The 14,831-nt window shown below is 61.9% G+C and carries 14 protein-coding genes; 9 read left to right on the top strand and 5 right to left on the bottom strand.

Annotated elements, in window-relative coordinates:
• Window positions 1-152: 152 nt before the first annotated feature.
• Genes AAC691_RS17165 through AAC691_RS17155 form a run of 3 tightly spaced genes read right to left on the bottom strand, consistent with a single transcriptional unit; the run spans window position 153 to window position 3,304 of the window.
• Complete coding sequence (locus tag AAC691_RS17165) at window positions 153-2,474, bottom strand: DotA/TraY family protein (protein ID WP_342627803.1); 2,322 nt, start codon at window positions 2,472-2,474, stop codon at window positions 153-155.
• A complete protein-coding gene (locus AAC691_RS17160; protein ID WP_342627802.1) occupies window positions 2,471-2,938 on the bottom strand; it encodes a hypothetical protein in 468 nt (155 codons plus the stop codon). Before AAC691_RS17160 ends, AAC691_RS17165 begins: the two co-directional genes overlap by 4 nt.
• 18 nt (window positions 2,939-2,956) lie before the next feature.
• On the bottom strand, window positions 2,957-3,304 hold the full coding sequence (locus tag AAC691_RS17155; RefSeq protein ID WP_342627801.1) for a hypothetical protein: 348 nt from the start codon (window positions 3,302-3,304) through the stop codon (window positions 2,957-2,959).
• Between the two features lie 195 nt (window positions 3,305-3,499).
• Between AAC691_RS17155 and AAC691_RS17150 the strand changes: the two genes are divergently transcribed.
• Together AAC691_RS17150 and AAC691_RS17145 are read left to right on the top strand one after the other, a co-directional pair.
• Window positions 3,500-3,706: a hypothetical protein gene (locus AAC691_RS17150; RefSeq protein WP_342627800.1), complete on the top strand. Its 207-nt coding sequence runs from the start codon at window positions 3,500-3,502 to the stop codon at window positions 3,704-3,706.
• Between the two features lie 10 nt (window positions 3,707-3,716).
• Window positions 3,717-6,980, top strand: coding sequence for a MobA/MobL family protein (locus AAC691_RS17145; RefSeq protein ID WP_342627799.1), 3,264 nt, complete (start codon window positions 3,717-3,719; stop codon window positions 6,978-6,980).
• A gap of 23 nt (window positions 6,981-7,003) precedes the next feature.
• Here AAC691_RS17145 and AAC691_RS17140 read toward each other — a convergent pair whose 3' ends face one another.
• Window positions 7,004-7,702 (bottom strand): hypothetical protein, encoded by a 699-nt coding sequence (locus AAC691_RS17140; RefSeq protein ID WP_342627798.1) that lies wholly within the window; start codon window positions 7,700-7,702, stop codon window positions 7,004-7,006.
• A 471-nt stretch (window positions 7,703-8,173) separates the two neighbouring features.
• Here AAC691_RS17140 and AAC691_RS17135 point away from each other — a divergent pair, with 471 nt between their 5' ends.
• The 6 genes from AAC691_RS17135 (at window position 8,174) to AAC691_RS17110 (ending at window position 12,984) form a co-directional block, all read left to right on the top strand.
• Window positions 8,174-8,818: a hypothetical protein gene (locus AAC691_RS17135; RefSeq protein WP_342627797.1), complete on the top strand. Its 645-nt coding sequence runs from the start codon at window positions 8,174-8,176 to the stop codon at window positions 8,816-8,818.
• Window positions 8,818-9,429, top strand: a complete 612-nt coding sequence (locus AAC691_RS17130; protein WP_342627796.1) for a hypothetical protein — start codon at window positions 8,818-8,820, stop codon at window positions 9,427-9,429. Before AAC691_RS17135 ends, AAC691_RS17130 begins: the two co-directional genes overlap by 1 nt.
• Window positions 9,430-9,542: 113 nt before the next feature.
• The gene (locus tag AAC691_RS17125; protein ID WP_323992881.1) at window positions 9,543-9,779 is read left to right on the top strand and encodes a hypothetical protein; all 237 of its coding nucleotides are present in this window, start codon (window positions 9,543-9,545) and stop codon (window positions 9,777-9,779) included.
• A 39-nt stretch (window positions 9,780-9,818) separates the two neighbouring features.
• Entirely contained in the window at window positions 9,819-10,145 is a 327-nt protein-coding gene (locus AAC691_RS17120) for a hypothetical protein (protein WP_342627795.1), read from the top strand.
• A 380-nt stretch (window positions 10,146-10,525) separates the two neighbouring features.
• Complete coding sequence (locus tag AAC691_RS17115; RefSeq protein ID WP_342627794.1) at window positions 10,526-11,293, top strand: VOC family protein; 768 nt, start codon at window positions 10,526-10,528, stop codon at window positions 11,291-11,293.
• A 122-nt stretch (window positions 11,294-11,415) separates the two neighbouring features.
• Complete coding sequence (locus AAC691_RS17110; RefSeq protein WP_342627793.1) at window positions 11,416-12,984, top strand: D-aminopeptidase; 1,569 nt, start codon at window positions 11,416-11,418, stop codon at window positions 12,982-12,984.
• A 49-nt stretch (window positions 12,985-13,033) separates the two neighbouring features.
• On the opposite strand, the gene AAC691_RS17105 is transcribed toward AAC691_RS17110, so the two are convergent.
• Window positions 13,034-13,396: a hypothetical protein gene (locus AAC691_RS17105; RefSeq protein WP_342630258.1), complete on the bottom strand. Its 363-nt coding sequence runs from the start codon at window positions 13,394-13,396 to the stop codon at window positions 13,034-13,036.
• A gap of 138 nt (window positions 13,397-13,534) precedes the next feature.
• Here AAC691_RS17105 and AAC691_RS17100 point away from each other — a divergent pair, with 138 nt between their 5' ends.
• Window positions 13,535-14,740, top strand: coding sequence for a serine hydrolase domain-containing protein (locus AAC691_RS17100; protein WP_408906009.1), 1,206 nt, complete (start codon window positions 13,535-13,537; stop codon window positions 14,738-14,740).
• Window positions 14,741-14,831 lie beyond the last annotated feature (91 nt).

Here is a 14,831-nt window from a genome sequence, read left to right as displayed (position 1 = left end):
GGATATAGGCCGGCAATTCCACGTTTCTCTATCGTATTTCATACCGGTATCATGCCGTCATCATCACGGCATGCTCACCGCCTGGGCTTGTCGCCCTGGCGGTTGCGCAAGGGCACCCCAGCAGGGCGGCGAACCGCCCCGCGTGGCGCGGGTCAGGACGACACTGGGCGTTCGGTCGTCGCCATCCCGCCGCCAGCCCCGCCAGCGCCTTGGCCGCCTTCTTCACTGCCACCCTTTCCGCCCGCACCTTTCTCGCCAACTTTCGCAATACCGTGCCCAGCGCCGCCAGCCGTCCGCCCCACGACCCCGCCGACAAAGTGAGAAGGACTTTCGGTGCGCAGGCTGTCAGAAGCCCATCCGATGATTTTTCCCGCCAGTTCCGGTATGCTGGTCATCAAGCGCAAGCTTGCGGTCGTAATTTTCCACGTCATCCATGCCTCCAAAACCAGCATTACGACCGCCCCGATAATGCCCGGTCCGCTGTCCGCAGTCCCCGCCAGCGCCGCCACGGAAAACGAGCGAGACACGAGCCAGACCCCGGCGTTCATGATTTGCAGACTCAAAATTAGCCCAAAAACGGTCAAGGGAATTCTCAAGAACAGCGATAGAAGCAGCACATAACCAGACTTCTGCTGCTCGTTGACAAATTCCGACCCATCCATCCGGACGTGCATGAAGGCCCATACGGGCAGGACCATGAACGCTTCAACGACGGTAATCAGAATGCCGATGGCGGCAAACGTAAACTCGATAAACGGCATCATCGGAATGATATACGCGTGTTCAACCCCGACCAGCAGCAGCATGCCAATGATGATTCCGACGAACGACAATGGCCCCGACGCAACCGCCCCAGCAAGCGCCGCCGCCCCAGCAGGCCCGCCGAGCATGGTGCCACCCGCAAGGCCGCCGAGGACGACTATCGAAATCGTATTCAGCACCTCGTTTCCGAAATCCGCAAGCTGCTGGATAGGCGAACCGTTAGCCGGGTTGATGCCAACTAAGTATTTGTTTCCTATGCTAAAAATCTTGTCGAACAACCATTTTTGAACGCTGTGCAGGCTTGCCGTGCTGCCTTGCGTGCTTCCGGCCAGGGCGGCATTGCGCAGGTCCGCCGTGTCGTCGCTGGCGTTCCACTGAATCGTCAGGGGCTGCAAGGCCGCTTCCCCGGCCTTCACATAGTTCCCAGCATAACTCCATGTTTTCAGGTCGATGTGTTCTGATTTATCGGTTGCCGACATCGGCGGAATGGACACTTGCGGAATATCAGACGCGAGAGAGTAAGCAGCAGACTGCAAACGGGCGATGGACATATAGAACATGCCTGCCGTCATCCATCCATATTTGTTTCCATCATTCAGAAATGAAGAAACATTACTATTATTTCCATCCTGAGCATCAATCAATACCTGTCCAGCAGCCTGAAATTTGGTATCGAGGGTGGACTTAGCATCGCTGATAGCCTTCGTGAATCCTGTCCGGGCCATGTCCATCACTTGATATGTCGGCGTTTGTGCTTCATATTTTACGGGATTTTTCTGGTAATCAATGAACTGCGCTACTCCGCCGGAGATGGCGTCACGCGCTTGTTCAATTGCTGCAAGACGGGCTTTATCGAATGCCGTAACCGTAGAATCACCCCCGCTGCCGACAGCGAACGTCCCCGAAATCGTGCCGCAAACCCCGTAATTCCATGCGATGAGATGCCGGTTTGACTGCGCCGAAGACGTGAGATTACCGCCGGTAAACCGGGCGGCTATCGAATTGTAGAGATTGCCGAGCGATACCTCGATATTCTCGCCCGTCGTGCCCCCGACCGTCTCGCCCGGCATCGTGGTCGGCAGGTCGAAAAGCGGGCCGGTTAGTGCGCCATCGGCTATGAGGGACTGTCTGCATAGCTCGGCTTCTGTAAAATCCCGCACCAATGCCCCCGTCGCTGGCAGCGGTGGCGCATTCAAGGACGGGGTAACAAGCCCTGCTGAATAGCGCGACCACACCAGATTCCCCAGCGACCCGCCGTAAAGAGCAACGTAGATTACAAGGACTTGCGCCAAGCAGACGCCCTTCGCCGGAGCCAGCATCCCGAAACCGAAACACAGCCGCAGCGGAGCCCACACCGTGTGCCAGTTCTGCCCGAGAATCGTGCCTTCATGCGCGGTCGCGACGGTGCCCGAGATGGCGTGCCACGCCAGCATTGCGACCGCGACCGCCGACAGGACAGCCAGGAACCCGCCCGAGGCAGAAAACAGCCCTTGCGCGGCTTGCGATGCATTGCCATTCAGCGGCCCGACGCCAGGGAAAATGAGTTCCAAACTTTGCCGCCACCAGTCAGACGCGCATGGGGCGGTCAGGGTTTGCGTCAAAACGGTCCCCGACGCGCTGCATGTCGCTTCGTCTGCCGTAATCGTCGCGGCCGCATGCGCCAGGGTCGGGAACGCGGCGAAAAGAGCGGCGATGAAGACAAGTTTTTTCATGGCCGGTCGCTCCTGAATTTTGGCAGCATGTCCGTGCCGAGATAAGCCCGGAACGACACCAGGGAGCGCGTGCGGAACTGATAGTTTGCAAAGCCGTTTTTCAACGCTTGAGTGACGCAATACAGGCAGGCCGAGGCGGCGATGATGGCGGTGCTGTAATCGTCGTCACCAGCCCGTGCGCCGCAGAGTCCGAGAAGCGGAAAAATAGGCGCAGCAGAGAGCCAAAACAGCCATGCCGATACACGCGTTCTGCGCTCAATTTCGGGGTCACTAATAGCATAGACGCGCGCCGCAACTTTGAACCGTTCGGCAGGGTCATTTGATTCTGTCGGCAGGGTTTGAACCGGCTGCTTTTTGAACATGCTATTGAAGCGTAAAACTGGACCCACGACTTGTCTTTTTATCGCGCCCGCTGACGCAAGAATATCGTCCGCGCCCGTCAGGAATTTCAGATTGAATCGCATCGTCGTCGTCCCCTTTCCTCAGTCCACGATTTCGATGGACGGCATGGCCGGCGCAGGCGCACGTACGGCATCGCAAACGCGCCTGTCGCCGAGGGTCGCAAAAACGGCATCAATATCGCTGTCCCGGACGATGTATCCGCGCATGAAATCCAGCACCGCAGCGACATCGTTTTCCCGGCCAGTCTGTTCGCAGAAATCGACCACGCCACGGCCCAAAGCGCACAACGCCTGCGCTTCGATATTGCGTTTTTCGGCACGCTTCCTTTTCGTCATTGCGCGCTTGATTTTTTGGATTGCCAGCCGTTCCCGCGCGAGGCGTTCCTGAGCCCGTTTTAGTTCATTTTCGAGCGTGTCGGATGCAGACATTTTAACCCCCTGAAGCGTTGCAGTTTCAGGGGTAAGCGTACCGTAAGCACATGAAAGAAATCACGTTTTCCGAAAGAAATCTGTACCCAGATGCCTGCCAGTGTGCTATAAGGATGTCATCTATAGAGTGCCCGTCGGCACTCATATGCTCGATTATACATTCGCTTCGCGAACGTCATCTCGTGAGAGGTATTCATGTCCGAATATCGTGAACCCCGCCGCGTCAAGGTCGCCAAAATTCTGTCCTGGCTCCCGACCGCATTCGTCGGAATGGGCCTTTCTGTCGGCGTTGCGTCCGGTGCTGACCTTGCCGTTGCCCTCGCGCTTCCGGTCGGACTCTACGGCGGAGCGGCTATCATGCGGCATGCCGTTCGCACCGGTCGGTTTCAGCCGAAAGCTTGAGCCGTGACCCATGACCACGCCCGCACTCGCAGAGACGGAGATTGTTAGCCGACGGATTCATCTGAATTTCGGCATTGCGAATGTGGGCGCTGTTCTCAAGGCCGCTGCATATAATCTGTGCGGAACTATCAAGGACCGGCTGACCGACCAGACCTTCGATTTCAGCCGGAAAGCCCCCGAACACTACGACCATTTTTCTATCTTCCCGGCGCACATTCAGCCGACCGATAACCTGACCGACCCGGCGCATTTTTGGCGGATGGCCGAGGCCGCAGAGAGGCGGGCAGACGGACAGGTTGCCCGCCAAATTCTTCTGTCGATTCCGCGCGGGCTGGAACGCGAAAGACATCGCGAATATCTGGCCCATGTTCTCGCTCCGCTGATAGACGCGGGAATGGCCGCCCACGCCGACCTTCACGACCCCGGAGCGCGGGACGGAGGCGAGCAGTCGCATGCGCATATAATGCTGACTCTGCGCCGTATGAACGCGGACGGGTCTTTTGATAGCAAAAAAGCAAGGGATTGGAACGCTCTTTTCTTAGCTGGCAAGGGCCGAAAAATGCGCGCGCAGTTCGAGCAGCGCGGCAACCGCTGGCTTGCGGAAAACGGCTACAATATCCGCCTTCGCATTCGTTCAAATGAAGAGCTTGACGGACCCGACGCACTACCGCCCGAGCCGCAGCTTTCGAGGGCTGAAATCGAGGCAACGAAACGACACCCGGACAACCCAGCGCCCGCAATAATTTCTCTCGAAAAACACCGTAATTTGCATCGTCGCGCAGTAGAATCACAGAGAGCCGTTCGCATGCTTTCTGCCGAGATTGTCTCTCTGGAAACTCAGCGCCAGGAACGCCAGCGGCTCCCAGAACAGCGACAACAGGGAGCGCACACGATGGCGAAGACACGAAACGGCTGGCCCGGCGGCACGGACGGCTATGCAGCACTGCCCGACAATTTGAAAGCATCCGCGCAGAAATCATATGACCGCTGGCGGGCAAAGCAGCTTGAAGAAGGCAAGAATGCCGCTGACATTTTCAGCCTGCCCGATTACGTCGATTTCGTCCAAGGTCGCCGCCGCGAGGACCACGGCTGGCGGTTCGAGCGTCCGGGCGACAATGCAAACGCGGTCCGCAGCGACAATGAACCACCTGCGCCGCCCAGGGACGACATGCCGGACGACGAGGGATGGGACCGTGCAACCCGGTTCCGTGCCCGCCTTCTCGCTGGTCATTACAAGATTTCTGAATCGTCGCTGACCCCGGCCCAGGTGGCCGCCATCAGCAACATTCGCCTGGACCGCAAGAGGGGCGTGGCGACCATCGAACTAGCGAGCGGTGACGTATTTGAGGATTTCGGCGACAGAATCGTCAGCGCCCGCGACCCATCGCCAGATACAGCGGCCCAGCTTGCAGCGGCGGCCCAGCGGCATGGCTGGACGAACGTGCAACTGACCGGCACCCCGGCATATCGCGATGAAGTCGGAATCGCGTTGGCATTGCTGGAACCGCCGGTCGGCCACGATTGGGAATTGAGTGAGGCGGCGCAAAAACGGCTGGAAACTGCGCTTGCGGAGCGAGTAGCGGCGGTCGAGAACACGAATGCCATCAGGCCGGTTGAGGTCCAAGCGAACGAGATTACGCCGGTTGTTGCGCCGGTTGCGGAGCCGGTCGAGCCTGCGCCAGAACCGGCGGCCGAGGCGAAGCCGGTGGCCGCGCAGGTGGTCGAGGAAATCACGGTTGAGGTGCCGGAACCTGCGCCCACCGCCCAGGTGGTCGAGGCGGAACCGGTGGCCGAGGAAACCGCGCCGGTTGAAGATATCCCGGCTGTCGAGGTCGCGCCGCCTGTCGAGGTCGCGCCACCGCGCACGGCTTTCATCACAAACCCCCACGATGTCGGGCGGGACATCGACATGGTGGCCATGCGGACGCGCCTTGCATCCGATGCGCCCAAAATGGCCGCGCTGGACGACGCGGCGCTGGAAAACCGCCTGAAATCCACATTTCCGCACTACGATATCACCGGTGACACCGAAGCCGACACCACAGCCAGAATGTCTGCCGTCGCGGCATGGCGGACAGCACAGCAAGCAAGCAAGGAAGCCAAGAATGCGAACGACGATGCGAAAAATTCACAGCGCGCTGACACACTCAATCCCGGCGCTGATGGCGCTGTCCATCGCCATGCCGGTATTGGTGCATCCGCTCACGGTGGCGCACATGCTCAGCCGGACGTGGCAGACATTCGACCGGTCGGGTCTGCCGGTGCTGTTCCTGCTGACGCTTGGGCTGGCGGCGCTGATGCACGCGGCCCGGAAGCGGCTGGACGCACGGGCAGACAGGTAATTCTGCGCAAATTGGCCGAAATACAGCGAGAATACCGTGTTGCGACCGCTGGTGTCCCCGGCATCGACGACATGATTAAGTCGCAGGTCGCGGCGCTGGACGAAGAAATCCGGACGCGCAGAGAGAGCGGGCAGCGGCTTGCCGACGACGCCTTTGCGGCGGACACGGCGACTTACGGCGCACGATACCGCCCCATCAAACGCTGGCTGGCCCAAAATGAGGCCCGGAAGCTGGGGGCCAAGGGCGCGGCAGAGCAGGTTACGGCGGAGAAGCTGGAAGCCGAACGTCCCGAAATCATCGCAGAAGCGCGGCGGATGGCGTCGGAAGAGCGGGGAAAGCTGCTGGTCGAGGCCATGAACAAGGTGCCGGGGCTCAAGGCTTCTGTCGAAGCGGGCGTCGCTATCACGGGCGCGTTGCAGGCACGGGACGATGCCACGCGCAGGGTGATGGAAACGGGGGACTTCGCGGCGGTAACGGTGGCGGCGCAGGAGTGGAGGCAGAAGCAGCACCAGGCCGACGAACTGGCACGCAAAATCGAGGTAATTGACCAGAATATTGAGTCCGCGAGAAATGATGCAGTTGTCGCGAAGGAGAAGTTCAACGACGCATCAAGCCATGCGGGATTGCTCCGGAGCCCGCTTGACGGGGCATTCGCGCCGTTCGAGCGCCGCAGACTCATCAAGGCTGAAAAAGAAGCCAGCAAAGTCGAGGGGGCGGCGAGAAGGGCGGCAAGCGAACTGGCGCAGAACCGGGAACAGGCAGTGACCGACGTTAAGGCCGAAGTCCCGGCACCGATGACGCGCGAGCAGCGAGAGGCCGCATTCCGTGCCGAAATCATCCGCGCCGAGCGGCAGAGGGAGGAAGACCGCAAGCGCAGGGAAGCGATGGAGGCCAAGCGGGAACAGGACAGACCGGCCAGCGCGCCCGACTGACACGGTAGGCGCCTGGCCAGAAACTAAGCAAAGGTCGGGAAATCATCAGGATTCCCGGCCTCTCTTTTTGTTTCCGCCACCGCTTCCGGCTCCGGTTCCGCCGCTTCCATCATCGCCGCCAGCAGGACAGCCCGCTGACGCAGCAGGTCGAACGCCGGTCCGATATGAATTTTGATGATACGCCCGTCGTCCCGCACGACTGGTGCCAGCGCAGCAAACAATGCCTCGTCCGCCTTGGCCGCCCCGTCAACTTCCCGCAGCACCCCCGGCATCGCGGCCAGCCGTGCCGCTGCCGCCCGGACATCAGGGCGCTCATCAAATTTGGCAGTTTTCCGCGCCCGGCGACGGTTGCTAGTCTCAACGCTGGCGAACTCCGACAGCATGAATCTGTCGCGCCCGGTCGCCCGCCAGACCCGCAAATCGTGCCGTGCCGCAGCGATGGCCTTGACCTTCGCCTTGCTTGTCTTCGTCCATCGAAACCATCCGTCCGGCATCGATTTGGCCCTCCGAACAGCTTCTTTCAGTTCCGCCGCCCGGGCATCGGCTTTCTCTGACATCGCATCGTAATCGAAAGTCGTCATGACCGGACGCTGGGCGACAAGCCGCCGGTCGGCACTCTCTATGTCCCGCAGGTCAGCGGACAGACGACGCATCAGCCTGCGCCAGAACGCCGCATCGTTCAGATATGTCAACCGCACACTGTCTGAAATCTCTTTGCTCATGGCAGAAAACTCCCGGTTTTCCGCCAATTATCGCACATGAGACAGCAAGAAAGCCCGGATTGCGGATGGTGGTGTGAGTCAAGGTGGGGCGAAGTTTTTATTAAAACATTTTTCAATGTTGGGCGCGCTCGACAGGGTTTGGTGGGGTTCAGGCATCATAAATTGATGAGAGAACTCATGACCGTTTTCCATGTAATTCATGAGTTAACATGGCAGAAGGGCTGGTGGGGTGTCAGATGTCGAATGCGCACATTTAATCGTTATATTATAGATACTTATGCTCAAATTCCGAGCCTATGTGGTGCATGGGATGCTTCATAAATTCATGAAGATGGTTATGTATTACGTCAGCCATCATATTGATGATGTGAGGTGTATGCTTTGTTGTTGTTTTTTGGTCTTGTCGTGTATTTGACGTTGGCGGCAGCCCGTACTAGCCTGTTCTTGTCTCAACGCAGAAGGGGACGAGAGATGGCGAGAAGTGAAAACGTGCCACGCGACATGTGCGACCTGATGGTTGCCATGTGGAACGCCGGGGTGCGCGGACAGACTATTGCGCAAGAAACTGGATATATCGAGAGCACGGTCAGGAATGTGTTGACCAGAATGCGGAAGAGGGGCGCGGACGTAGCGCAGCGACGGCATCTCAAAACGCACGAAGAGAACGCGGCAATCGGATGTCATGAGGCTCATGGGCCAGTAACATCGCAGCGGAGCGCCGCCTGGGTGAGGATGAGGCGGGGCGGGGCGCGGATTATTGACATTGCGCGGGCTTTCGGTCGGCAACCCGATGTCGTTTCCTATCACTTGATGCAGAAAGAAGTGGCGGTCATCCCCGCCGACAGTCTTTACACCGTGCAAGTTCTCATTGCCCGCCCCGAACCCGTCGAAATCTACGGCCAGCCGTCCCTTTTCGCCGAGATGCCGGAAGGCGAGATGACGGAACGATTGCTCAGGCTTGCGGAATCCGGCGCGGGAGAGACCCAGCTTGCCCGCTGGTCGGCGGATTGGTTGACCGCCGAAACTGGTGCTGAATATGTCGTGACCGTTGATTTCAGCAAGGACCTGCTATGCGACGGCACGACCGTCACCGTCTGCGCCATGGAGGCCGTGTGATGGGTGCCACAACCCACCCTCGTCGGCAGCACTGGACCGCCGCAGATGTAGGGCGGCTGACCGAGCTATGGCAGTCTTACGGCAGCATAGTGCTGATTTCCCGAATCATGCGCCGCCCGTATTCGTCCGTTCAGACCCAGGCCAGCCGCCTGAGCCTGCCGTTGCGCGAAAGGTCGCGGGAGCATCGTAGGCGGTGGAGCGCCGAGGATGTCGCGGCGTTTCCGATGGCTCTGGACGCCCGCATGTCGGCGGATGGGCTTGAAATCATGGGTGTGGCGGCGGACCTGCGCCGGTCTGTCGATGCGATATACCATCGCATTGCCAGCCAATTCGGCCATGACAGCCACTATGTGCTGTCAATCGTCGTGCCCTCGCCGCCCCCGGCGCCTGCCGTCATGACAGCCCGCCACGGCATAGCGCGGCGGTGCCTGAGATGCACCAGGCCGTTCACGGTGGCCCCTGCTGACCGAAAAATCGTTTGGCGCTGCAACAGATGCCGGACGGCGCTGGGCATCGGGCAGGACGGCAGCAATTCCGATGATTTCTCATTCTACGGCGATGCGGGAATCTTCGCATCGGATGAGGTGGCTTGCATGGAGGTGTTTGCGTGATGGCGGAGGCGTAGCACCCCATACCGATACGGCTGTATCGGCGGCATTGTCCGGCGTCACGGGCTGGATGGAGTGAGGGAGACTGGCGACAGTGAGAAATAAGGAAGCGAACAGTGACAAGTGAAAATGGGAATGCCAACGGCGTGTCTGATGAAGAGGCGGAGATTTTGGCGGATAGGCTGCTGGGAGCGATAAGCATTTCTTCTGTCAGTATTTCGAAGAACGGCGTGCCGGTCGAGATGGACGCCGGTGAGGCTGAGGTGTTGTCGATGGAAATGACCGAGGAATTACAGAAGAGCATCAGAGCGGAACTGATAGCGGACATAAAGATGCGGCTCAGAGAGGGTTGAGCGCATGTCGATAAACCATCACAAGGAAAGGAACGAGCGATGACCGAGGAATCTGCCGTTTATCACAAGGACTTCGGCAAAGATATCTACGACGCGGAAATCCGGGTCATGCGACCCGAGCCGAAGGTGTTCCGCTGGCACGGGCATGAATATGAAGATTGGTTCGACGAGATGTCGCGCGGCCCACTTCACGACGAGCTTGAAGAACGGGCAGCGGCCGGAGCGACAGAGGCAGACCTCACGAGGTGGCTTGAAGCGGCACTTGGCGACGAACGGTTTGCGGTGCTGGTCACACTCGAACGCGACGAGCATGGGGTGGCGATAATGGCGGACATCGCGAGAATCGATGAGGTAGTCGCCGCCTGAATTGACGAGTAGCACCAGCCCGTGGCACTAATTGGTGGCACTAGCGATGCGAACGCAACTTATTGTTTTTATTAATCAATAACTTGGTGTGGAGAAGATTTTTCTCCCCTATGGGACGCCACGTCCTTTTCAGGACGGGAAAGTGCAATCCACAAATACCGCAATGTTAACAGGCTTATGGAACAGATTTTGTTCCGAACGAGAGCCTGCCTCCTCCTGCCGCGGACCTGTCGGCGGCCGTAATTTCCGTCCTGTAGGCTCTACTCGGAAATGAAAGGAGGGGTTGAAGCGGGTTCTCGCGCATACCACCATGCTCTTGGGTGAAACAGGTCCTGTCGGGCGTCTTCGGAACATCGGACAGGGATGCTGGGAGAAGCGTCATGTCGACCCTACGAGATAAATTCGTCTGGTACGAACTCCTGACCCGAGAATCGACGGCGGCTGCGGCATTCTACTCCAGCGTGATTGGCTGGGGCGTCAAGGACGCCGGAATGCCGGAGATGAACTATACTCTGCTGAGTGCTCAGGATGTCCCGGTTGCCGGCTTGATGGAATTGACGCAAGCCGCCAGCGACATGGGCGCGCGGCCGAGTTGGATCGGGTATATCGGTGTGACGGATGTCGATGCCGTCACGGGCGCGGTCCAGGCCGCGGGGGGCGCGATATATGTTGCGCCGCGCGACATTCCTGCTGTCGGCCGCTTTGCGGTCGTCAGCGATCCGCAGGGCGCCGTGTTTGCCCTGTTTCACGGGCAGGAGGAAAGTCCGAGGCCGGAAGCAGCGCCGATGGCGGTGGGGCATGTCGGGTGGCGAGAACTCAGCACCTCGGACCAAGCGGGGGCGTTTACGTTCTATGCCGGGTTGTTCGGCTGGACCAAGGGAGACGCCATCGATATGGGGCCGATGGGTGTCTATCAGATTTTCGCGATAGATGGCGTGCCGGCGGGCGGGATGATGACGCGGACGGACGTGGCGCCGGGGTGGCTCTATTATTTTACCGTGGCGGGCATCGACGCGGCGGTGGCCAGGGTCGGCGCGGGTGGCGGGCAGGTCGTTCATGGGCCGCAGCAGGTGCCGGGGGGCAGTTGGATCGTGCAGTGCGTGGATCCGCAGGGGGTGCCGTTCGCGTTGGTGGGGGCGGTGCGGTGATTATGGGAAATGATGATGTTGCGCGCGCTTTCACTTTGAATATTGAGAATAAGAATTGATCGCATTTTGTCTGCGCCGGGTATGTGAGTAGACTGGTTTCTTCGGCCGCCTGACGCGAGGACATGATGGGAGCATTCGATCTTGATGCCGCCGGGCGGTTTGTCCGGGCGCTGCCCGAGCGATTCAGGGGGCCCGGCGGTGTCGCGGGGATCGTCAAGGACGGGCGGGTCGTCCTGAAACAGGCCTGGGGCTATGCGGATCTCGGGCGCCGGCTGCCGATGACGGAGGCGACCCCCTTGCCGATCTGCTCGATCAGCAAGCATTTCACCTGTGCCGTGCTGCTGGACCTGGTCGGCGACCCCGCGCGGCTGGACGGGCGGGTTGCCGCCCACCTGCCCAACCTGGAGGGGCCGCACCCGAGCATTGCGCAGCTCTGCCACAACCAGTCCGGCCTGCGCGATTACTGGGCGCTGACGGTCCTGCACGGCGCGGATGCCGAAGGCCGGTTCCGGCGGGTGGACGCCGCCCCGCTGTTCGCGCGGATGCGGCGCACCCATTTCCCGCCGGGCTTGCTCTATTCCTATTCCAACGGGAATTTCCGGATCCTGTCGGACATCGTCGAGGCGGAGGCCGGGCGGTCGCTGGGGGAGTTGTACGAGTCGCGGATCTTCGCGCGGGCGGGCATGGAGACGATGCGCTTCACCCCGGATACGGCGGCGCCGGCCGGCGGCGTGGTCGGCTATGAGGGCAATGGCACGGTCGGTTTCTTTCCGGCGGCCAACAGGATCTTCTGGACGGGCGATGCCGGCCTGTCGGCGAGCCTGGACGACATGCTTGCGTGGGAATGTTTCATCGACCGGACACGCGACGACGCGGACGGGTTGTATCGCCGGCTCGCGGCGCCCACGCGTTTCGCGGACGGGACGCCGGCGCGCTATGGTTTCGGGCTGGGCCATGAGCGGATCGGCGACGTCGCGGTGACCGGGCATGGCGGCGCGCTGCGCGGCTTTCGCTGCCAGCGCCTGCACGCGGCGGCGGCGCGGCTGTCGGTCGTCGTGATGTTCAACCATGAGCACGACGCGCGCGGGGCGGCGTCCGCGATCATGAAGGCGGCGCTGGCGCTGCCGGAGGCGGCGGCCGGCCCGGCCGGGCGGAGCGATCCGGGCTGGAACGGCGACTATCTGGAACCGCAGAGCGGGTTGCTGCTGACGGTCCGCGCGCGCGGACCGCGGCTGGACGCGCATTTCGGCACCCTGGCCGAGCGCCTGGCCCCGGATGGCGACGATGTGGCCCGTGCCGGCGGCATGACCCTGACGCGCCAGGGCGCGATGATTGCGATCGACCGGCCGGGCGAGAATTTCCGCGGGCAAGCCGGGCGGGTCGGCGGCGCGCCGCGCCCGGATATCGGCGGGCGGTATTATTGCGTGGAGCTGGATGCGACCCTGGAGATCGTCATGGCGGGCGACGATGTCGGCTATGTCGCCTGCAGCGGCTTTCTGGGCGACGGACCGATGCACCCGATGCATGCGGTGGGCGAGGATGTCTGGATCATGCCGTGCCGGCGCAGCATGGATGCGCCGGCGCCGGGCCGTTGGACGATCCACGTGACACGCGGCGCGGACGGCGCGGCCAGCGGGCTGCGGATCGGGTGCTGGCTGGCGCGGGACCTGCGCTATGCCAGGCTGGCGTAGGGGATGCGGGGGGCGGCGGGGCCTGGCGCCCCGCCGCGCGGGATCAGGATCAGAACGAGGCGTTGCCGTTCGGATTGCCGGCGGCCGGGGCGGCCGGGGCATCCGTCTTGGGGGTCATCTGGCCGGGCGCGGTCGAATGTTCGACGTCATAGGCGGTGGCCTTCTGTTCGTAGGTGCCCTTGGTGCCGGGATGTTCCTGGTCGTACAGGGCGGCCTTGGCGCGCGCTTCCTTGCGGTATTCGTGGCGGACATACATGCCCGCCGCGCAGCCGCTTACCGCGCCCAGCACCCCGTGATGCGCGACATGGCCGCCGACGGCGCCGACCGCGCCATATTTCAGGCAGCCGCCCGGTTCGGCCCGCACCGGGCCGGCCAGACCCGCCAGCAGGACGACCGACAGCGTTGCCGCCATTTTCTTATGCATCGAGACCTCTTCGTCATTCCACCCGGCTTGCGGGCCATTTAAGAATTGTAAAGCACCGGTCGCCATCTGGCAAAGGCAGCCGGCATGGCGCCGGTGCCGCAATTTCATTCGTGTGAGAGCAGTCCCATGCCCCAGACCGACGATGCCCCCCTGCCCCCGCCGTGGCTGGATCGGCGCGGCATGTTGCGGGGCATGGGCGCGATGGGGATGGCGATGAGCGCGCTGGGCGTTGCATCCTGCGCGACCGGCGCCGATTTCGCGCCGGTGGACCGGTTGCTGCACGGCGCGGCGCAGCGCGGGGACGTGCCGGGCGTGGTCGCGGCGGTGGGGCATGGCGGGCGGGTCGTGTATCGCGGCGTGTACGGCCAGCGCGCCCTGGTGCCCGAGACCGAGCCGGAGAGCTGGGACACGCATTTCGACATGGCGTCGCTGACCAAGCCGACGATCACCGCCCCGGCGGTCATGCAATTATGGGAGCAGGGTGCCTATAGGCTGGATGAACCGGTGGCACGGTACCTGCCGGAGTTTGCCGCCAACGGCAAGGACGGCATCACGATCCGGCATCTGCTGACGCATTATTCCGGCCTGCCGCCGGACCTGGACCTGTCCACGGACTGGCACGGCAAGGACGAGGCGGTGCGGCGGGTCATGCTGACGGTGCCGACGCGGAAGCCGGGCGTGGCGTTCGTGTACAGCGACATCAACTTCATCACGCTGGGGCTGCTGGTGGAGCGGGTCAGCGGGATGACGCTGGACCGCTATGCCGCGGGCCGCATCCTGGCGCCGCTGGGTATGCGGCAATCGGGGTTTCTGCCGGCCGCCGCGTTGCGGCCGCTGATCGCGCCGACCCAGTTCGACCCGCAGGCGGGAATGCTGCGCGGGGTGGTGCATGACCCGACGGCGCGGCGCATGGGCGGGGTCGCGGGGCATGCCGGGCTGTTTTCCGACGCGCACGACATGACGCTCTATGCCCAGGCGCTGCTGGACCGGCGGGCGGGGCGGCCCAGCGCCTATCCGCTGAAGCGCGATACGCTGGAGATGATGACCACGCCGGAGCAGCCCGCCGGCAGGACCGACCTGCGCGGCCTGGGATGGGACATCGCCACCCATTATTCCACCCCGCGCGGCGCGGTGTTTCCGGTGGGGTCGTTCGGCCATACCGGCTTTACCGGTACCTCGCTGTGGATGGACCCGGGGAGCGATTCCTATGTGCTGATCCTGACCAACCGGGTGCATCCGTCCAACGGGCACGGGCGGCAGATCATCCAGTTGCGGCACGACGTGGCGACGGCCGCCGCCCAGGCGCTGGGGCTGGATGGGGGGCCGGCGTAACACCATCCTCCCCCGGCGCCCCGGCGCCGGGCACCGCAACCTGACGGAGTGTCAAAACGTTCACCCGAGCGGCCGTACCGGCCCCGATATT

It is taken from the genome of Nguyenibacter vanlangensis (assembly GCF_038719015.1).
Lineage (GTDB): Bacteria > Pseudomonadota > Alphaproteobacteria > Acetobacterales > Acetobacteraceae > Gluconacetobacter > Gluconacetobacter vanlangensis.
The sequence above is the reverse complement of the archived record's forward strand: the minus strand, read 5'-3'. Positions and strand labels throughout refer to the sequence as shown.